The sequence below is a fragment of the Arenimonas sp. genome (genome assembly GCF_036275555.1).
In the GTDB taxonomy this organism is placed as follows: Bacteria; Pseudomonadota; Gammaproteobacteria; order Xanthomonadales; family Xanthomonadaceae; genus Arenimonas.
The window spans coordinates 67,423-85,568 of record NZ_DASUDO010000033.1 but is presented as its reverse complement, the minus strand read 5'-3'; the positions used below and the strand labels follow the sequence as shown (position 1 = coordinate 85,568).

Below are 18,146 nucleotides of genomic sequence, written 5' to 3'. Positions count from 1 at the left end.
CGCTGATGCCGGTGCTCAACCCCGCCGGGGTGCAGGACATCCTCGACATGGGCCTGCTCGGCTGGGCGATGTCGCGCTTCACCGGGCGCTGGGTCGGCTTCAAGACCATCGCCGAGACGGTCGAGTCCTCCGCCTCGGTCAACGTCAACCCGCACCAGCTCGAGATCCTGCTCCCGACGGACTTCGAGATGCCGCCGGGCGGGCTCAACATCCGCTGGCCGGATCCGCCGCTCGACCAGGAGATGCGGCTGCACCAGTACGCGATGCACGCGACGCTCGCGTTCGCGCGCGCGAACCGCATCGACAAGGTCGTGATCGACTCGTCGCGCCCGCGCTTCGGCATCGTCACCACCGGCAAGAGTTATCTCGACGTGCTGCAGGCGCTGGAATATCTCGGCCTCGACGCCCGCGCCTGCGCCGATCTGGGCATCCGCGTGTACAAGGTCGGCATGACCTGGCCGCTGGAGCCGCTGGGCATCCGCGAGTTCGCGCGCGGGCTGGAAGACATCATCGTCGTCGAGGAGAAGCGCAGCTTCGTCGAGCGGCAGATGAAGGAATACATGTACAACTGGGAGCACCGCCCGAGCATCGTCGGCAAGTACGACGAGCTCGAGAACTGGGTGCTGCCGAGCACCAACGAGCTGACGCCGGCGCGCATCGCGCGCGTGATCGCCTCGCGCGTGCAGCGCTTCTTCCGCAGCGAGCAGATGGACAGCCGACTGCAGTGGATCGCCGCGAAGGAAAAGGAGCTGGCCGCGCCGCGCGCCAACTTCCCGCGCGTGCCGCACTACTGCTCGGGCTGCCCGCACAACTCGTCCACCGTGGTGCCGGAAGGCTCGCGCGCGCTGGGCGGCATCGGCTGCCACTACATGGTCACGTGGATGGACCGGAAGACCGACACCTTCACGCACATGGGCGGCGAAGGCGTCACCTGGTCCGGCCAGGCGCCGTTCACCGAGGAAAAGCACGTCTTCCAGAACCTGGGCGACGGCACCTACTTCCATTCCGGCTCGCTGGCGATCCGCCAGTCGATCGCCGCGAAGGTGAACATCACCTACAAGATCCTCTACAACGATGCCGTGGCGATGACCGGCGGCCAGCCGGTGGACGGCACCCTGACCGTGCCCGACATCGCGCACCAGGTGCGCAGCGAGGGCGTCAAGACGATCGTCGTGCTGAGCGACGACATCGAGAAGTGGAGCGACAGGTCCATCTTCCCGAGCGGCGTGGAGTTCTACGACCGTGCCGAGCTCGACGCGCAGCAGAAGCGCCTGCGCGAGGTGCCCGGCACCACCGTGCTGATCTTCGACCAGACCTGCGCCGCCGAGAAGCGCCGCCGCCGCAAGCGCGGCAAGATGGTTGACCCGGCCAAGCGCATCGCGATCAACTCGCTGGTGTGCGAAGGCTGCGGCGACTGCGGCGTGAAGTCGAACTGCGTGTCGGTGCTGCCGAAGGAAACCGAGTACGGCCGCAAGCGCGAGATCGACCAGAGCAACTGCAACAAGGACTTCAGCTGCGTGAAGGGCTTCTGCCCGAGCTTCGTCACCGTCAAGGGCGGCGGGCTGCGCAAGCGCAAGGGCACCGGCAACAAGGAGCTGCTGGCGAACCTGCCGGCGCCGACGATCCGCGGCGACCTGTCGCAGCCCTGGAACATCCTGATCACCGGCGTCGGCGGCACCGGCGTGGTGACCATCGGCGCGCTGCTGGGCATGGCGGCGCACCTCGAGAACAAGGGCGCTTCGGTGCTCGACCAGACCGGCCTGGCGCAGAAGGGCGGCGCGGTCACCACGCACGTGCGCATCGCGAAGACGCCGGCCGACATCCACGCGGTGCGCATCGCGGCCGGTGAAGCCGACCTGGTGCTGGGCTGCGACATGGTGGTGGTGAACGACTACTGGGCGCTGTCGAAGATCCGCGCCGACCGCACCGAGGTCGTGATCAACGACTACCAGGCGATGCCGGGCCCGTTCACCCGCCAGCCGGACATGCAGTTCCCGGCCGCGGGCATCGTCGAGGCCATCCGCACCGCGCTGGGCGGCCGCGAGCCGCTGCAGGTCGCTGCCACCGAGATCGCCACCGCGCTGATGGGCGACGCGATCGCCACCAACCTGTTCATGCTGGGCGTGGCCTGGCAGCGCGGGCTGGTGCCGATCAGCTTCGAGGCCATCGAGCGCGCGATCGAGCTCAACGGCGCCGCGATCGAGATGAACAAGACGGCGTTTGCCTGGGGTCGCCTGTCGGCGATCAATCCGCAGGCGGTGCTGGAAGCCGCGGGCCTTCTGGAGCCCCCTGTGGGAGGGACTTCAGTCCCGATGGCCGACAGCCTCGACGACGAGACCCTCAGCCAGAACCTCGACGAGCTCATCGAACGCCGCGTCAAGTTCCTCACCGACTACCATGACAAGGCCTACGCCGGCCGCTACGTCGCGTTGGTGGACAAGGTGCGCCAGGCCGAGGCCCGCAAGGCCGACGGCTCGACCGCGCTCACCGCGGCCGTGGCGCGCTACTACTTCAAGCTCATGGCCTACAAGGACGAGTACGAAGTGGCGCGCCTGTACACCTCGGGTGATTTCCAGAAGCGCATCGCGCAGCAGTTCGACGGCGACTACAAGCTGCACTTCAACCTGGCGCCGCCGATGTTCTCCAAGCGCGATGCCGACGGCCACCTGGTGAAGCAGGAATACGGCCCGTGGATCTTCACGGCCTTCAAGCTGATCAAGAAGCTGAAGTTCCTGCGCGGCGGCGCCTTCGACATCTTCGGCAAGACCGAGGAGCGCCGCATGGAGCGCCAGCTGATCACCGACTACGCCAACACGGTCGAGGAACTGCTGGGCAAGCTCGACGCCGGCAACGTGGCGCTGGCCACCGAGATCGCCTCGGTGCCCGAGCACATCCGCGGCTTCGGCCACGTCAAGGAAGCCCACTTCGCCAAGGCCAAGGCCCGCGAAGCCGACCTCCTCACCCGCTGGCGCACCGCCTGAACCCAATGAACCAGGTTCATTAAGCAAATGAACCTGGTTTATTTGGGTGGTGGGGTTACCAGGGGAGCTGGAGGGAGCGCCAGGTCAGCAGGCTGAGCAGCGCGGCCGCGAGGGCGAAGCGGGCGGCCAGCAGCGGGAAGCCGGCGGGGCCGGCGAGGGCCACGCCCGCCGCCACGACCAGGAACAGCACCAGCAGCACCACCGTGTGGACGCCGGCGGTGCACAGGTGCAGCAGGAACGCCCGACGCCGGTCCGCGGGATCGGGCGGCACAGGCGCCGGCGGCGGTGAGGCTGTGATCTTCCGAAGGACACCCGGCAAGCCCATGAGGCCCAGCACGGTGCCGGCCGTCATGCGGAACACGTAGGCCGCGCCCACGGCACCGGCGAACGCGAACGCCGACGCCACGCCGGCGTAAAGCCCGATCGTCCCGCTGCCGTCGTCGGCCACGCGCGCGGCCCAGGCGCCGGCGACCAGGCTCAGCACGCCCTGCAGGGTGAACACCGCGAGGGTAACGAGGTAGCGGCGCTGGCCGGCGGCCGACTGCGCGCGCCTCACGGCATCGGCGGCGGGGTCGATGGGGGCGGGCTCGGTCATGCGTACCTCAGTGGAGTTGCGGGTGGCTGCGGGGCAGGTTGCCCCAGGCGCGGTGCGCCGCCAGCATCAGCAGCGCGGCTTGCGGCACGGTCAGGCCAGGGACCTGCAGGGTGACGCCGTCGCGCCAGGTGCCGGTGATCGCCATCGTCCCGATCTCCGTGCCGGCGCGCTGCAGGCGGATGTCGCCGGCGAGCAGGCCGCGGGCGGTGACCTCGAGCGCGGCGGTATCGCCCGGCGTGCGGAACTCGATCCAGTCGCGGCCCCCGAACAGCGACCAGTGCCGGCGCGCGCGCGCCAGTTCGCCATCGCCATCGCGCAGCACGTGGGTGCGGTCCGGGCGCAGGCGGCCGAGGAAGCGGGCCAGGTGGCTGGTGCCGCGCTCGGCGTCCTCGTTCACCAGCCAGTAGCGGCGGGCGCCCAGGTGCAGCGATTCGGCGTGGATCTGCTCGTGCCGGATCTCGCCCACCAGCGCGCCGTCCGCGTGCACGCGGTAGCGGGTGACCGGGTCGTCGGCCCAGGCCAAGACGAAATTGGTCATGCGGCGTCCAGTGCGGTCCAGGTGTCCGGGGCGATCACGGGCAGCGCCTCCAGGGCCGGCCGCGCGAACAGGAAGCCCTGGAACCGGGTGATGCCCATGTCGCGCAGCACGCGGTACTCGGCCGCGGTCTCGACCCCCTCGGCCAGCACCTCGCAGCCCAGCGAGCGGCAGGTGGCGACGATGCCGCTGGTGATCGACCGGCGCACGCGGTCCTGGTCGAGGCCGCGGATCAGGGCCATGTCGAGCTTGACCAGGTCGGGCTGGAATTCGGCCAGCAGGTTCAGGCCGGCGTAGCCCGCGCCGAAATCGTCGATCGCGGTGAGGAAGCCGCGGCCCTGGTAGTCCTTGATGATGCGCACCACGTGCGGCACGTCGCGGATCTTCTCGGACTCGGTGACCTCGAAGATGAGCTGGCGCGGGTCGAAGCCGCAGCGCTCGGCGGCCGCCAGGGTCAGGCGGATGCAGGTGGCGGGCTCGTACACCGCGTTGGGCGCGAAGTTGATGGACAGGCGCGTGGCCATGCCCAGGCGCGCGGCGGTGTCGATGGCCAGCACGCGGCAGGTCTGGTCGAAGCGGTAGAGCTTGTCGGCAGGCACCCGGGCGATGACATCGGCGGCGCCCTCGCCGTGCTCGCCGCGCACCAGCGCCTCGTAGGCCCAGATGCTGCGCGTGGCCACGTCCACGATTGGCTGGAAGGCCATGCGCACGTTGAAGTCGAGCGTCTCGTCGCCCCGGCAGCTCACGCACGGGTGCGGACTGCTGACGTCGCCGAAGAATTGCTTGAGGTACATCCAGATCCCCCGCCGGCCCCACCCGGGCCGCGCGCTCCGCAGATTCTAGACCAGCCGGCCCGGCCCGCGATGCGAACTCCGTACCGGGTTCATTCCCATTCTCCCGGGGACCGCGTCTCAAGGAGAATGAAAATGAACCCGGTACGGCTTTTGGGTCAAATCAACCTGGTTCATTTGATCCAAATGAACCAGGTTTGTTTGTCAGGAGCGGATGGGGACGAGGGTGATTTCGACGCGGCGGTTTTCGGCGCGGCCGGCTTCGGTGCTGTTGCTGGCCACCGGGTGGTTGGCGCCGGCGCCGGTGATGATCAGGCGCTCGCCGTTGATGCCGCGGCTGGTGAGGTAGTTGCCGACGGCCTGGGCGCGCTGCTCGGACAGCTTCTGGTTGTAGGCGGCGGAGCCGACGCTGTCGGTATGGCCGGCCACTTCGACGATGGTCTGGTCGAATTCCTTCAGCGTGTCGGCCACGCGGTTGAGCACGGTGTACGAGCCCGGGCGCAGGGCGTAGCTGTCGAAGCCGAAGGTGATGGCCTCGGGCATGTCGAGCGTGATGTTGTCGCCGTCGCGAACGACCTCGACGCCGGTGCCGGCCATGCGCTCGCGCAGGGCGCGTTCCTGGTTGTCCTGGTAGCGGCCGATGGCGCCGCCGGCCAGGCCGCCGACACCCGCGCCGACCAGGGCGCGCTGGCGGCGCTCGGTGGCGTCGTCGCCGCTGAGCAGGCCGGCCACGGCGCCGGCGACGGCGCCGATGATGGCGCCCTTCTGGGTGCGGTTCATGCCTTCTTCCTCGCCCTGCGGGGGCGGCGCGGACGAATAGCCGCCGGTGCTCTGGCAGCCGGCGATCAGCGCGGCGAGGACAGTGGCGGAAAGCACGGTCTTGAATTGGGTTTTCATTGGAAACCTCTGGGGGGAGTTGCGGAATTGCGCCCCCAGAGATACTCCCTTGCGGGCCCGATTGCGAACCCGGCCGATGTCGCCATTCAGCTACCGGAACGCCCGCTGAGCCCGGGTCGCAGCGCCCGTCTCAGGCCGAGGCGGACTGGTTCCGGAGGATCAGTTCGGCCAGCCAGGGCTCGCCCTGTTCCATCAGTTCCAGCGGCGTCTGCTGCCAGCCGGTGAGCACCATGGCCTCGGCGATGGAGAACTCGAGCTGCTGCTTGGTGAACTTGCGCTGGCCCGCGATCACCGCCTCGAGCACCGCCCGGCCCGGCATCGGCGCCTCCATCTCGGCGCTCTTGGCGGCGGCGGCCGCGCCCGGGTCGGCGCCGCCGTGGTTGGCCAGCCATTCGATGCGGCGCAGGGCGTCGCTCTGGGCGTCCTTGCTCGACGCGACCTGGGGCACGGCGGCGGCCAGCGATTTCTGGAGCGTGTTGAGCTGGCCGGCCACCTTCATGCGCTGAAGGTTGGCGGCGTCACGCGCGTGCTCGGCGTCCTCGACGTCCTGGCGCAGGCGCTCGAGCTGCGCGGCCGGCGGGGCGTTCGCGGCCAGGGCCTGCAGGGCGGCGTCGAGCCGGGCCAGCCAGTCGGCGCGTTCGGGCAGGGCCGGGGCGGCCTCGATGCGGGTGCGGAGGTCTTGCAGCTGGGCGCGGGGGTCGCTCATGCGGCGATTATAGGCATCGGGCGTGTCACCGCCACCTTGCCGGCCTCAGCGGCCCGGGCCGACCTCGATGAAGCGCAGGAACTCGGCCCGGGTGCGGGCGTCCTCGCGGAAATCGCCCAGCATCTTCGAGGTCACCATGCTCACCCCGCGCTTGTGGATGCCGCGCGTGGTCATGCATTCGTGCGCGCCCACCACCACCACGCCGACGCCGCGCGGCTGCAGCACTTCCTCGATGCAGCGGGCGATCTGGGCGGTCATCTTCTCCTGCACCTGGAAGCGGCGGGCGTAGGCCTCGACCACGCGCGCCAGCTTGCTGATGCCCACCACCTTGCCGCGCGGCAGGTAGCCGATGTGGGCCTTGCCGATGATCGGCGCCATGTGGTGCTCGCAGTGCGACTCGAACTCGATGTCGCGCAGCACGATCATCTCGTCGTAGCCGGCCACTTCCTCGAAGGTGCGCTCGAGGTACTCGCGGGGGTCTTCGCGGTAGCCGCTGAACCAGTCGCCGTAGGCGTCCACCACGCGACGCGGGGTGTCCAGCAGGCCCTCGCGCGTCGGGTCCTCGCCCGCCCAGCGCAACAGCGTCCGCACCGCGGCTTCGGCTTCATCCTTGCTGGGCTTGTCCATGCGTTTCCTCCGGTCAGGCGCCCATCCTACGCCCGCCCCGCATGACGACCGGGTCTAGGGGGCAAGGAACGGGGTCAGGTTCACTGATCCCCACGCCATGTTCCGGGCTAGCCGCGGTCCCCGGGGGATACGTGAACCTGATCCCTTTCCCGGGTGACGTGCCAGGCGAGGACGCCGGCGGTGCCAACCATGGCGGCGGCGAGCAGGAAGGTGGCGCCGGCGAGCGGTCCTTGCACGTTGCGGGCGGCGACGAAGGCGAGGGTCTGGGTGAACAGCGTCGGGCCGAGGATGCCGGCGATCGAGTTCAGGCTGCCGATGGCGCCCTGCAGGCGGCCCTGCTCTTCCGGCCCCACGCGCGCGGTCATCAGCGACTGCGCGGCCGGCCCGGCGATGGCCCACAGGGCCGCCACCGGCATCGCCGCCCAGAACCACTGGCCGTTCGGCGCCAACGCATACAGCACGAAGCCCAGCCCGCCCATCGCCGCGCCCAGCAGCACCGTGCGGCGGTCGCCGAAGCGGCGCGTGATCGGGCCGATCAGGCCGCCCTGCACGATCACGCTCAGCACGCCGACCAGCAGCAGCGTCCAGCCGATCATGCGCAGGCCTTCGGGGCCGTTCCAGCCGAAGCGGTAGTCGGCGTAGAGCACGAAGGTCATCGGATAGACCAGGTGCGCCAGCGCCATCAGGAAGGTCACCCCGGCCAGGCCGAACAGCTCCGGGTGGCCGCGCAGCAGCTTGATCGCGCCCAGCGGGTTCGCGCGCCGCCAGTCGAAAGCCGAGCGGCGCTCGGCCGGCAGCGATTCGGGCAACACGAAGTAGCCGTAGCAGAAGTTCGCGCCGCACAGCGCCGCCGCCACGTAGAACGGCAGGTGCAGGTCGATCGCGCCCAGCCACGCGCCCGCCACCGGCGCCAGCGTGAAGCCGAGGCCAAAGGCCATGCCCAAGCGACCGAAGGCCGCGGCGCGGTTGGCCGGCGCGGTGACGTCGGCGATATAGGCGTTCGCCGTGCTGAAGCTGGCCGAGGTGATGCCGCCGAGCAGGCGCGCGATGAACAGGATCGGCAGCGTGTCGGCCAGCGCCATGATCAGGAAATCGAGCGCCAGGCCGGCATTCGAGATCAGGATCACCGGCCGCCGCCCGAAGCGGTCCGACAGCGCGCCCTGCACCGGCGAGGCGAAGAACTGCATCAGCATGAAGCCGGTCGCGAACAGCCCGTGCCACACCGTGCCGGTGGCGATCTCGCCGCCGGTGACCTGCTTGAGCAGCGCCGGCAGCACCGGGATGACCACGCCGAAGGCCAGCACGTCCACCAGCACGGTGATGAAGATGAAGGCGAGCGCGGCGCGGCGGCCGGGCGGCGCGGGGGCGGGAGCGTCCAAGCGGCGGAGTCCGGGTGGGAGGCGCGCAGTCTAGCCGAACGCCGCCCCGGCTACGGCGTGACCCAGGCCGACTGCCAGCCGCCGTCCGCGCGCTCGAAGCGGGCGCGCACGTGGCCCTGCGCCGACAGCGACAGCCAGTCCAGCGAATGCACCTGCAGCCGGGCCACCGCGAAGTTGGCGCGCGCGCGATCCAGCGTCGCCGCGTCCAGCGGCGGCGCGCCCAGCCCCGGCGGGCCGCCTTCGCCCGGCAGGGCCACGGCGGTACCCGGCGCATTCAGCCCGGCGTAGTTCTGCCGCGACGACCGCCGGCTGGCGGACCAGGCCGCCTCGGCGCCGTCGTCGTCGTGGTGCAGCACCACCGTGCCCGCCAGCCGCACCTGCTCGCCGTGCCCGAAGAAGCACCAGGCCACGCGCGGGTCGGCCGCCAGCTGCGCGACTTTCGGGCTGCGGCGGTCGGTGTGGAAAGCTACGGTGCCGCCGCCCGGATCCACCGCGCGCAGCACCGCGTAGCGCGCCTGCGGCCCGTCCGCCGAAGCGGTGGCCAGCACGCCCTGGTGGAAGGGATCGCCGCCGCTGCGGGCGCCGGCCAGCAGGCGCGCCCAGGCGTGGGTCCAGACCGCGTCGAGGGAATCGAACATGCGGCGATTAACGCAGCGCCGCCGTGTCGGGCGCGCGAACGGCTGTCATTCGACCCGGCAGAACACGGCCTTGAGGTAGCGGCTTTCCTTGACGTGCGCCATGAACGGATGGTCGGCGCCGGCGCCGGCCACCTTCAGCACCTGCACGGTGCGGCCGGCGTAGAACGCCGCGCGGCGGATCATGTCCAGGAATTCCTCTTCGCTCACCAGGCCGGTGCAGGAACAGGTGAGCAGCACGCCGCCGGGCTTGATCACCTGCATGGCGAGCTTGTTCATGTCGTTGTACTTCTTCAGCGCCGCGATCACCTGGTCGCGGTCGCGGGTGAGCTTGGCCGGGTCGAGGATGACCACGTCGAACAGCTCGCCGCGCTGGTGCGCATCGCGCAGGTAGTGGAACAGGTCGGCCTGCACGAACTTGACCTTGGCGTCGTTCAGGCGCGCGTTCTTCTCGGCAACCTCGAGGATCTCCTCGTCCAGGTCGATGCCGATCACCTCGTCGGCGCCGCCGCGGGCCTTGGCGTAGATCGCGAAGCCGCCGGAATTGCAGCAGATGTCGAGCACGCGCTTGCCGGCGGTGAAGCGGGTGAGGAACTCGCGGTTGTCGCGCTGGTCGGCGAAGAAGCCGGTCTTGTGGCCGCTGCCCGGGCTGGCGCGGAACTTCAGGCCATGCTCGGTGATCACGCTCGGCTCGGGCGCCGGCGGCGAGCGGAAGTCGAAGCTCTCCTGCTTCTGCACGTGCTCTTCCGAGAAGCTGTAGAAGCGGCAGCCGGGGAATTCGGCGCGCAGCGCGCTGTAGATCCACTCGCGGTAGCGGAACGGGCCGGCCGAGAAGAACTCGACCACCAGCAGGTCGCCGTAGCGGTCCACCACCAGGCCGGAGATGCCGTCGCCCTCGGAGTGCACCACGCGCCAGGCGTCGGTGGTTTCGTCGAGCCGCAGCAGGTCGCGGCGCAGCGCCACCGCCGCGCGGATCCTGGCGGCGAACCAGGCCTCGTCGATGGCTTCGTTCCGGTCCTCGGTCAGCACCCGCAGCGCGATGCGCGAATGGCCGTTGTAGAAACCGCGCCCCACCCACTTGCCGGTGTTGTCGACGATGTCCACGAGGCTGCCCGGCTTGGGCTTGGCCACGGGTTTTTCCACCATCTTCTGGAAGATCCAGGGATGGTTGGAGCGGCGCTCGATCTTGAGCTGGATGACGGGCAGGGCGGCGTTGTTCATGCGCGAATGATACCGGGGCCGGCCCGGGGGCGCTTCCGGCTAGTTCGCCAGGGCCATTTCCACCCGGTCGCCGCCGGCGCGCTTGGCCCGGTACATGGCCTGGTCGGCGCGCTGGAGCAGGGCGTCGAGGTTGTCTTCGCCCGGCCCGGCCTGGGCCACGCCGATCGACAGCGGCACCGGCACCTCCATGCCGTGCACGCGCAGGTGTTCCACCGCCAGCGCCTCGCGCAGGCGTTCCGCCACGATCCGGGCGCCGGCGGCGTCGGTGCTGGGCAGCAGGGCCACGAATTCATCGCCGCCCAGGCGGCCCAGCAGGTCCTCGCCGCGCAGCACGCGGCGCGCGCGCTCGGCCAGGTGCTGCAGCAGGCGGTCGCCGGCCTCGTGGCCCAGGCTGTCGTTGACGCCCTTGAAGCGGTCGAGGTCGATCAGCAGGGCCGACACCGGCCGCTGGTGGCGCCGGGCCTCGGACAGCAGCCGGTCGCCCTGTTCGACCAGGCCGCTGCGGGCCAGCACGCCGGTGAGGGCGTCCACCGAGGCCAGCCTGCGCAGGTCGTCGTAGGCGCGCTCGGTGTGCATCAGGATGAAGCCGAGGCTGAGGAAGGTGACGCCGACGCAGGCGTACATGAACACCATCAGGTCGCTGGGCCCGGCCTCGAGCAGGCTGCCGTCGGGCCGCATCGCCAGCGAATGCTCGATGAAACGCCAGGCGGCCACCATCACCCCGAACGCGGCGAAAGCGCCGGTGAAGCGCGCGGCCGAGAAGCCGCCGAAGCGGAAGGCCGGCGCCAGCGCCAGCGCCATGCCGGTGAACAGGATCATGGCCGTGCTGGAATTCACCAGCACGCGGGCGCTGTAGTGCGGCCACACCTCGGCGAACAGCACCAGCAGCGCCACCGCCACCAGCACCGCGCCCCACCACAGCCAGCGCCGTTCGGGCAGGCCGCGGAAGCCGCGCACCGCCCGGCACATCTCGGCGAAGCCGAACAGCAGCAGGCCGTTGCCCAGGGCAATCGACGCCAGGTCCGGGACGCTCCCGCGGGCCGCGAGCAGGAGCCAGGCGAACGGCTGCATCACCAGGGCCACGCTCCACATCCGCAGGTGCCGGCGGCGCTCGATCGGGAACGAACGCCCGGCCTGGGTCAGCAGGACCACGGTGAGGGCGCTGAGCAGCACCCCGACCACCATCACCGAGCGTACATCCAGCCCCATCCGCGCCTCCCGCGCCCCCGTGCGGCGCCACACTACCCTAACCCGGCGCGGGCCGGCCGGACCGTGATTGACACCCGGTTCACCGTTCGTGCCAGACTCTGTGCCGTAGAAGGGGAGTAGCTCCCGCTGCCGATATCGTCATCACGGGCCCGGACCCTCGTCCAAAGCCCCGGTACGGCAGGCAGGTCCGACGGACCTGCGAGCGAGACCTTCGCCCGCCAGCGGCGAAGGTCGTCCCGTCCCGGGATGGCGCGCACGCCGACGGTCGAGGCAGCTCGACACCGGAGAATCATTTGGAAACCATCGCCACCCCCCTGATGTGGGTCGTCTTCACGGCCTTCGTGCTCGCCGCCCTGGCGGTCGACCTGCTGGTGCTGCGCCAGAACGGCCCGCACAAGGTCTCCACCCGCGAGGCCCTGCTGTGGTCCGCCGCCTGGATCGCCCTCGCGCTCGTGTTCAACGCAGGGCTGTGGTGGTACCTGCAGGGCCGCCTGCCCGGACCCGAGGCCGACCGGATCGCGCTGGAATTCCTCACCGGCTACCTGGTCGAGAAGGCGCTGGCGGTCGACAACATCTTCGTGTTCCTGATGCTGTTCACCTACTTCGGCGTGCCGGCCAAGTCGCAGCAGCGGGTGCTGATCCTGGGCGTGCTGGGCGCGATCATCCTGCGCGGCATCCTGATCTTCGTGGGCGCGGCGCTGATCGCCAAGTTCCACTGGGTGCTCTATCTCTTCGGCGCCTTCCTTCTGTTCACCGGCATCAAGATGTTCTGGGCGGTGGGCCAGGAACCGGACATGGACAAGAACCCGGTGCTGCGCTGGATCACCCGCCACCTTCCGCTGATCCGCCGCTACCACGGCGAGGCGCTGTGGATCGGCGAGGGCAAGCGCCGCAAGTACACCCCGCTGTTCGTGGTGCTGATCATGATCGCCATCACCGACGTGATCTTCGCCGTGGACTCGATCCCGGCCATCTTCGCGATCACGCTCGATCCCTTCATCGTGCTCACCTCGAACGTGTTCGCGGTGCTGGGCCTGCGGGCGCTCTACTTCCTGCTGGCGGACATGGCCGACCGCTTCCACCTGCTGGCCTACGGCCTGGCGCTGGTGCTGGTGTTCATCGGCACCAAGATGCTGATCATCGACATCTTCAAGATCCCGGTGGCGGTGTCGCTGGGCGTGGTCGGCGCGACGCTGGTGACGGCGATGGTGCTGAGCCTGGTGATCAAGCCCAAGACCGAGGCCGGCCCCGCCTGAAGCCGGGCTTGCCCCGGGCGGCGGCGGTCCCCACCTAGTGCCGATGGACGAACAAGCCCGGGAACACGCCGCCGCGGTCCGCGACCGCTTCCGCCGCGCGCTGCTGGCCAGCATGGCCTTCGTGGCGGCGCTGGGCGCGATCTTCTTCGCCGGCCCCTGGCTGGGTGACCTGCGGCCGTTCACCCTGTCGCCGCAGTCGCCCGCCGGCCTGCTCGGCGTGCTCACCGCACCGCTGCTGCACGGCTCGGCCGGGCACTGGCTCGCCAACGGTTCGGCCCTGCTGATCCTCGGCACCCTGGTCGGCACCGTCTACCCGCGCGCCGGCCTGCGGGCGCTGCCGGTGATCTGGCTGCTGTCGGGGCTCGGCACCTGGGTGATCGGGCAGGTGCCGTCCTACCACCTCGGCGCCAGCGGCCTGACGCACGGGCTGGGCTTCCTGCTGTTCACGCTGGGCGTGCTGCGCCGGGACAAGGCGGCGATCGCGGCCGGCTTCATCGCCTTCTTCTTCTTCGGCGGCATGCTGCTGACGGTGCTGCCGCGCGAGGCCGGGGTGTCCTGGGAGTACCACCTCTGCGGCGCCATCGCCGGCGTGCTGGCGGCGTTCCTCTGGCGCCGGGCCGACCCGCAGCCGCCGCGGCCGCGCTACAGCTGGGAGGACGAAGCCGAGGAGCCGACGCCGGACCCCGAACTCGAGCTGCCTTCGCCCGGCGAGGTGCCGGTACTCTGGCAGCGTCCGGCCGAGCCCACCGGCGTGGTGCTGCCGTTCCGGCCGCGCCCCGGAACGGACCGTGACGAAAGCAACGATCCGGCCAACCGCCCCTAGCGTCCGCGGGGGCCAGGGCGCAGACTGGCTGCTCCTTGGGGAAATACAAAAATGTCCGGTCCGGTACTGCCTGGTGTGCCTGGTGTCGCCGGAATCCCCGAAGCCACGGGCCCCGATGTTCCCCGACTGGCCGAATGGTTCCGCGGCGCGACCCACGGCGCGCTCAACGCGATCTACATCCTCGAACCGCTGCGGGCCGAAGACGGTGCCGTCGGCGATTTCCGCTTTCTTTTCGCGAACCCGCTGGGTGCCGAGCTGCTGCGGCTGGGCGGCTACGACCTCGCCGGCCTGACCCTGCGCCAGGCGGTGCCGCCCAGCCGCGTCGAGATCGTGCTGCAGCAGTGCCGCGACGTGATGGCCAGCGGCAAGCCCCTGGTCGAGGAATTCGAGGTCGCCGAGTATCCGCCGGCGATGCGCTGGCTGCGGCACCAGGTGGTGCCGATCCACGAGGGCGTGGTGATCACCAGCGAGAACATCTCGCCGCGCAAGCAGGCCGAACAGGAGCTGGGCCAGCGCGAGGAGTGGTTCCGCGCGGCGGCCGAGGGCAACCTCAACGCGCTGTTCATCAACGAGGCGGTGTTCGACGCCGCCGGCGACGTGGTCGACTTCGTCTTCGCGCACGTGAACGAGCAGGGCGGCCGGCTGGTGGGCATGGACCCGGCCGACATGATCGGGCGCAGCATCTGCGACTTGTTCCCGGTGAACCGCACGCACGGGTACTTCGAGCATTACCGGCAGCTATTCCTGGACAAGCGCACGGTGGTCGACGAGTTCCCGATCCAGTCGCCCACGCTCAAGGCCAAGTGGCTGCGGCAGCTGGCGGTGCCGTGGTCGCGCGGCGTGGCGCTCAGCGCCGAGGACATCACCGAGGAGATCGCCCGCAAGCATGCGCTGGAGTCGCGGCAGCGGATGCTGTCGGCGTTCCTGGAGCAGATCCCGGGGCCGGCCTGGATCGCCGACGACCAGGGCGTCGCGCGCCTCTACAACCGGCGCTACGTGGCATTGGGCGGCGACCGGGTGGCCGCCGACGGCGAGCCAGTGTCGCTGGATGCGCTGTTCGGCGCGCTGCAAGGCTCGGTGTACCGCCTGCACAACGCCGAGCTGATCGCCACCGGCCAGGCTACGCGCAGCTTCGAGACTGGCCCGCTGGCGGAAGGCGGCACCGCGCTTTACGACGTTTACCGCTTTCCGATCGACGCGGACCACGAGCGCCTGGCCGGCGGCTTCGCGCTCGACATCACCGACCGCCGCCGCGCCGAAGAGCGCGCCGAGTACCTGATCAGCCACGACGCCGCGACCGGGCTGCTCAACCGCGAGGGCTTCATCCGGCGGCTGGCCGAGCGGCTGGGGGTGCCGGGTGCGCGGCCGCTGGTGGCGCGCATTTCCCTGCGCGAGGCCGAGACGCTGCGCGAAGTGCTGGGCTCCCGCTTCGTCGACCGGCTGGTGCAGGCCTACGCCGGGCGCATGGCCGACGCGCTGGCCCGGCACGGCGCCGAGGTGGGCCGCGACGGCCCCGACCAGATGCTGCTGATGCTCGACCAGGCCGAGGTCGCCGGGCCCTCGCTGCTGGCGGCGTGGCCGGCGCTGTCGCGCGAGATCGCGCTCGACGACCAGCGCTACAGCCTCAACCCGCGCCTGGGCTACGTGCCCGCCGATCCCTCCGGCGCCACCGCCAGCGCCGAAGACCTGCTGCACGCTTGCGACCTGGCCCACGGCCAGGCCGTGTCGCGCCAGACCACCGCCGCGATCGCCTACGCCCCGGAAATGGCCGACCGCCTGCAGCGGCGCGTGGAGATCCAGCGCGAGCTGGGCAACGCCATCGCCCGCGACGAACTGACCCTGGTGCTGCAACCCGTGTTCGCGGACCAGTCCGAAGGCGGCGTGGCGGGCGTCGAGGCGCTGGTGCGCTGGCAGAGCCCACGCCTGGGCGCGGTCAGCCCCGGCGAATTCATCCCGATCGCCGAGGAGTCCAGCGCCATCGTCGCGCTCGGCGACTGGGTGCTCGAGCACACGTGTCGCGAACTGCGCCGGCTCGATGCGGCCGGCGATGGCCCGCGGCTGTACGCCGCCGTCAACGTCGCCGAGGCCCAGCTCGCGCGCTCGGATTTCGCCGCGTCCATCGCCGGCCTGCTGCAGCGCCACGGGCTGGCGCCGGACCGGCTCGAGCTCGAGATCACCGAGCGCACGCTGATGGCCGACACCCAGGTGCACCAGGCCAACCTGCAAGCGCTGCGCGCACTGGGCGTGCGGCTGTCGGTGGATGATTTCGGCACCGGCTATTCCAGCCTGTCCTACCTGCTGCGCTTCGCGGTGGACAAGATCAAGATCGACCGCAGCTTCGTCGCGGGCCTCGGCCAGCATGGCAGCCACGATGCGCTGGTACAGGCCGTGGTCGCGCTGGCGGACTCGCTGCGCCTGCACTGCGTGGCCGAGGGCGTGGAAACCGAGGACCAGCTGGCGCGGCTGCGCGCGCTTGGCTGCGGGCAGTTCCAGGGCTACCTGCTGGCCCGGCCGATGGCGCCGGCGGCGCTGCGCGACTGGCTGGCCGAGCGCCAGGCCACGGTGCGTTAGCCCCGGTCATGGGGACGACCTGGATCTTCGACATCCGCTCGGCGCTGCTGGTGGGCGCGCTGCTGACGCTGCTGATCGGCGTGGTGCTGCTGGTGGTGGGTCGCTCGCTGGCGGCCGAGTACCGCCCGAGCCTGTTCCACTGGGTCGCGGCGACCCTGCTGCAGCCGGCGGGCTTCGTGATGCTGAGCCTGCGCGACCAGCTCGACCCCTGGGTCAGCACGGTACTGGCCAACACCTGCATCGCCCTGGCCTTCGGCGCGTACGCGCGCTCGCTGCGCCTGTTCTACCGGGCGCCGCCGGCGGGCTGGCTGCTGTCGGGGCTGGTGCTGCTGTCGGTGCTGATTTCGATTTACTGGGGCGTGCTGTCGGCGGACCTGACCCGGCGCCTGATCGCGATCTCGCTGACGCTGGGCGGGCTGCTGGGCTACAGCGCCTGGACCGTGTTCCGGCACGCCGAGCGGCGCGGCCCGATCCGCCTGGTCACCGGCGGCGTGTTCGCGCTGGCGGCCGCCATCATGGTTTACCGCGCGGCGGCGCTGGTGGTCGATCCGGGCCTGGTCACCGGCGTGTTCCAGATCACCCACGTGCAGCTGCTGACCTACGCGGTGGGCAGCGTGCTGCCGGTGATCGCGACCGTGGGCTTCCTGCTGATGTGCACCGAGCGCAGCCAGCGCGAACTCGAGCGCGCGGCGCGGGTGGATTACCTCACCGACTGCTACAACCGGCGCGCGATCGAGGAGCAGGGCGCGCGCGCCATGGCCGCGGCGCGGCGGCACGGCATGCCGCTGGCGGTGCTGGTGATCGACATCGACCACTTCAAGCTCATCAACGACGAGCTCGGGCACGCCGCTGGCGACCAGGCGCTGGTGCAGTCGGTGGCGCGCATCCGCGCCGAGATGCGGGCCGAGGACGTGCTGGGCCGGCTGGGCGGCGAGGAGTTCATCGTGCTGATGCCCAACACCGACAGCGCCAGCGCGGCCAGCGCCGGCGAACGGATCCGGCTGGGCTTCGCGGCGCGGCCGCTGGTGCTGGAAGAAGGCCGGCGCGCGGCCACGCTGTCGATCGGCGTGGCGACGCTGGCGCCGATGGACCGGCTCTTCTCGCAGCTGCTGCAGCGCGCCGACCGCGCCATGTACGCGGCCAAGAACGCCGGCCGCAACCTGGTGATGGCCGACGCGATGAGCGGCTGGGAGCCCGGCCCGCCGGGCTAGGCGATGCCGAGCTGCCGGTCGTGCCGGCGGCCGAGCAGCAGCAGCGCCAGGATGGCGCCGCACAGCGCCAGGAACATGTCCCACTGCGTGTCCCACACGTCGCCCTGGGTGGCCAGGAAGGCATCGGCCTCGCCGCCCCACACCAGTGCCGCCCACCATTCGATCAGCTCGAAGAAGGCGCTGAACGACAGCGCCGCGGCGACCACCAGGTAATTCAGCCACGGACCGCGCAGGAGCGGCGTGCGCCGCAGCAGCAGTTCGCGCGCGAGGATCGCCGGGACGAAGCCCTGGAAGAAGTGGCCGACGCGGTCGTAGTGGTTGCGCGAGAGATCGAAGGCGTCCTTCGCCCACAGGCCCAGCGGCGTCTCGGCGTAGGTGTGGGCGCCGCCGTAGATCAGCACCAGCGCGTGCGCCGCCAGCAGCCAGGCCAGCAGCCGCGTCAGCGGGAAGCGGCCCCAGGCCAGCGCGACCAGCGGCAGGCCGATGACCACCCAGACCACCTCCAGCACCCAGGTCAGGCGGTCGTGCGGAGCGAGGCCGGACCACGCCAGCGCCGCCAGCACGATCGCGGTGACCAGCCAGCCTTCGCCCCGGCCCGGGGCCTTGATGGTTCCGGTTCCCGCCATGCGCCTGCTCCCGTTGTCGACGCCGCCATCATTCCACGGTGGCGCCGGCGGTGTTAGCGTCGGCCGTCCTTCCTGGAGCCCGA

Annotated in this window: 16 protein-coding genes; 5 read left to right on the top strand and 11 right to left on the bottom strand. The window is 70.7% G+C overall.

All coding sequences use genetic code 11. The features are described 5' to 3' along the window. On the top strand, positions 1 to 2,981 hold a 2,981-nt coding region (locus VFV21_RS09190; RefSeq protein WP_329669127.1), incomplete at its 5' end, for an indolepyruvate ferredoxin oxidoreductase family protein. Between the two features lie 55 nt (positions 2,982 to 3,036). Here VFV21_RS09190 and VFV21_RS09185 read toward each other — a convergent pair. The 10 genes from VFV21_RS09185 to VFV21_RS09140 all read right to left on the bottom strand — a co-directional run bounded on the left by VFV21_RS09185 (position 3,037) and on the right by VFV21_RS09140 (position 11,576). Further along, a complete protein-coding gene (locus tag VFV21_RS09185) occupies positions 3,037 to 3,576 on the bottom strand; it encodes a hypothetical protein (protein ID WP_329669126.1) in 540 nt (179 codons plus the stop codon). A gap of 7 nt (positions 3,577 to 3,583) precedes the next feature. Beyond that, a complete protein-coding gene (locus VFV21_RS09180; RefSeq protein ID WP_329669125.1) occupies positions 3,584 to 4,114 on the bottom strand; it encodes a hypothetical protein in 531 nt (176 codons plus the stop codon). After that, positions 4,111 to 4,905: an EAL domain-containing protein gene (locus VFV21_RS09175; protein ID WP_414638534.1), complete on the bottom strand. Its 795-nt coding sequence runs from the start codon at positions 4,903 to 4,905 to the stop codon at positions 4,111 to 4,113. Before VFV21_RS09175 ends, VFV21_RS09180 begins: the two co-directional genes overlap by 4 nt. 201 nt (positions 4,906 to 5,106) lie before the next feature. Further along, positions 5,107 to 5,799, bottom strand: coding sequence for an OmpA family protein (locus VFV21_RS09170; RefSeq protein ID WP_329669124.1), 693 nt, complete (start codon positions 5,797 to 5,799; stop codon positions 5,107 to 5,109). A gap of 130 nt (positions 5,800 to 5,929) precedes the next feature. Beyond that, the gene (locus VFV21_RS09165; protein ID WP_329669123.1) at positions 5,930 to 6,505 is read right to left on the bottom strand and encodes a hypothetical protein; all 576 of its coding nucleotides are present in this window, start codon (positions 6,503 to 6,505) and stop codon (positions 5,930 to 5,932) included. Positions 6,506 to 6,550: 45 nt separating this feature from the next. Next, positions 6,551 to 7,132, bottom strand: coding sequence for a GTP cyclohydrolase I FolE (gene folE / locus VFV21_RS09160; RefSeq protein ID WP_329669122.1), 582 nt, complete (start codon positions 7,130 to 7,132; stop codon positions 6,551 to 6,553). Positions 7,133 to 7,239: 107 nt separating this feature from the next. Beyond that, positions 7,240 to 8,511: a TCR/Tet family MFS transporter gene (locus tag VFV21_RS09155; RefSeq protein WP_329669121.1), complete on the bottom strand. Its 1,272-nt coding sequence runs from the start codon at positions 8,509 to 8,511 to the stop codon at positions 7,240 to 7,242. Positions 8,512 to 8,561: 50 nt separating this feature from the next. Further along, positions 8,562 to 9,149: a pyridoxamine 5'-phosphate oxidase family protein gene (locus VFV21_RS09150; protein WP_329669120.1), complete on the bottom strand. Its 588-nt coding sequence runs from the start codon at positions 9,147 to 9,149 to the stop codon at positions 8,562 to 8,564. A 45-nt stretch (positions 9,150 to 9,194) separates the two neighbouring features. Continuing rightward, on the bottom strand, positions 9,195 to 10,367 hold the full coding sequence (locus VFV21_RS09145; RefSeq protein ID WP_329669119.1) for a class I SAM-dependent rRNA methyltransferase: 1,173 nt from the start codon (positions 10,365 to 10,367) through the stop codon (positions 9,195 to 9,197). A gap of 39 nt (positions 10,368 to 10,406) precedes the next feature. After that, the gene (locus VFV21_RS09140; RefSeq protein ID WP_329669118.1) at positions 10,407 to 11,576 is read right to left on the bottom strand and encodes a GGDEF domain-containing protein; all 1,170 of its coding nucleotides are present in this window, start codon (positions 11,574 to 11,576) and stop codon (positions 10,407 to 10,409) included. 293 nt (positions 11,577 to 11,869) lie between these two features. Here VFV21_RS09140 and VFV21_RS09135 point away from each other — a divergent pair, with 293 nt between their 5' ends. From VFV21_RS09135 to VFV21_RS09120, 4 genes are read left to right on the top strand one after another with little or no spacing between them, the layout of a single operon-like run. Further along, on the top strand, positions 11,870 to 12,832 hold the full coding sequence (locus VFV21_RS09135) for a TerC family protein (protein WP_414638533.1): 963 nt from the start codon (positions 11,870 to 11,872) through the stop codon (positions 12,830 to 12,832). Between the two features lie 43 nt (positions 12,833 to 12,875). Next, a complete protein-coding gene (locus tag VFV21_RS09130) occupies positions 12,876 to 13,655 on the top strand; it encodes a rhomboid family intramembrane serine protease (RefSeq protein ID WP_329669117.1) in 780 nt (259 codons plus the stop codon). A gap of 51 nt (positions 13,656 to 13,706) precedes the next feature. Continuing rightward, positions 13,707 to 16,226, top strand: coding sequence for a sensor domain-containing protein (locus tag VFV21_RS09125; RefSeq protein ID WP_329669116.1), 2,520 nt, complete (start codon positions 13,707 to 13,709; stop codon positions 16,224 to 16,226). Between the two features lie 8 nt (positions 16,227 to 16,234). Beyond that, the gene (locus VFV21_RS09120) at positions 16,235 to 17,437 is read left to right on the top strand and encodes a GGDEF domain-containing protein (RefSeq protein WP_329669115.1); all 1,203 of its coding nucleotides are present in this window, start codon (positions 16,235 to 16,237) and stop codon (positions 17,435 to 17,437) included. On the opposite strand, the gene VFV21_RS09115 is transcribed toward VFV21_RS09120, so the two are convergent. Further along, positions 17,434 to 18,063, bottom strand: a complete 630-nt coding sequence (locus VFV21_RS09115; RefSeq protein WP_329669114.1) for a DUF2238 domain-containing protein — start codon at positions 18,061 to 18,063, stop codon at positions 17,434 to 17,436. The two genes, VFV21_RS09120 and VFV21_RS09115, sit on opposite strands and share 4 nt — an antisense overlap. Positions 18,064 to 18,146 lie beyond the last annotated feature (83 nt).

Excerpts from the sequence above, each read along its gene's own strand:
- VFV21_RS09185 (WP_329669126.1), bottom strand. The coding sequence starts at position 3,576 with ATGACCGAGCCCGCCCCCATCGACCCCGCCGCCGATGCCGTGAGGCGC.
- VFV21_RS09180 (WP_329669125.1), bottom strand. The coding sequence starts at position 4,114 with ATGACCAATTTCGTCTTGGCCTGGGCCGACGACCCGGTCACCCGCTAC.
- VFV21_RS09175 (WP_414638534.1), bottom strand. The coding sequence starts at position 4,905 with ATGTACCTCAAGCAATTCTTCGGCGACGTCAGCAGTCCGCACCCGTGC.
- VFV21_RS09170 (WP_329669124.1), bottom strand. The coding sequence starts at position 5,799 with ATGAAAACCCAATTCAAGACCGTGCTTTCCGCCACTGTCCTCGCCGCG.
- VFV21_RS09165 (WP_329669123.1), bottom strand. The coding sequence starts at position 6,505 with ATGAGCGACCCCCGCGCCCAGCTGCAAGACCTCCGCACCCGCATCGAG.
- folE (WP_329669122.1), bottom strand. The coding sequence starts at position 7,132 with ATGGACAAGCCCAGCAAGGATGAAGCCGAAGCCGCGGTGCGGACGCTG.
- VFV21_RS09150 (WP_329669120.1), bottom strand. The coding sequence starts at position 9,149 with ATGTTCGATTCCCTCGACGCGGTCTGGACCCACGCCTGGGCGCGCCTG.
- VFV21_RS09145 (WP_329669119.1), bottom strand. The coding sequence starts at position 10,367 with ATGAACAACGCCGCCCTGCCCGTCATCCAGCTCAAGATCGAGCGCCGC.
- VFV21_RS09140 (WP_329669118.1), bottom strand. The coding sequence starts at position 11,576 with ATGGGGCTGGATGTACGCTCGGTGATGGTGGTCGGGGTGCTGCTCAGC.
- VFV21_RS09130 (WP_329669117.1), top strand. The coding sequence starts at position 12,876 with ATGGACGAACAAGCCCGGGAACACGCCGCCGCGGTCCGCGACCGCTTC.
- VFV21_RS09125 (WP_329669116.1), top strand. The coding sequence starts at position 13,707 with ATGTCCGGTCCGGTACTGCCTGGTGTGCCTGGTGTCGCCGGAATCCCC.
- VFV21_RS09120 (WP_329669115.1), top strand. The coding sequence starts at position 16,235 with ATGGGGACGACCTGGATCTTCGACATCCGCTCGGCGCTGCTGGTGGGC.
- VFV21_RS09115 (WP_329669114.1), bottom strand. The coding sequence starts at position 18,063 with ATGGCGGGAACCGGAACCATCAAGGCCCCGGGCCGGGGCGAAGGCTGG.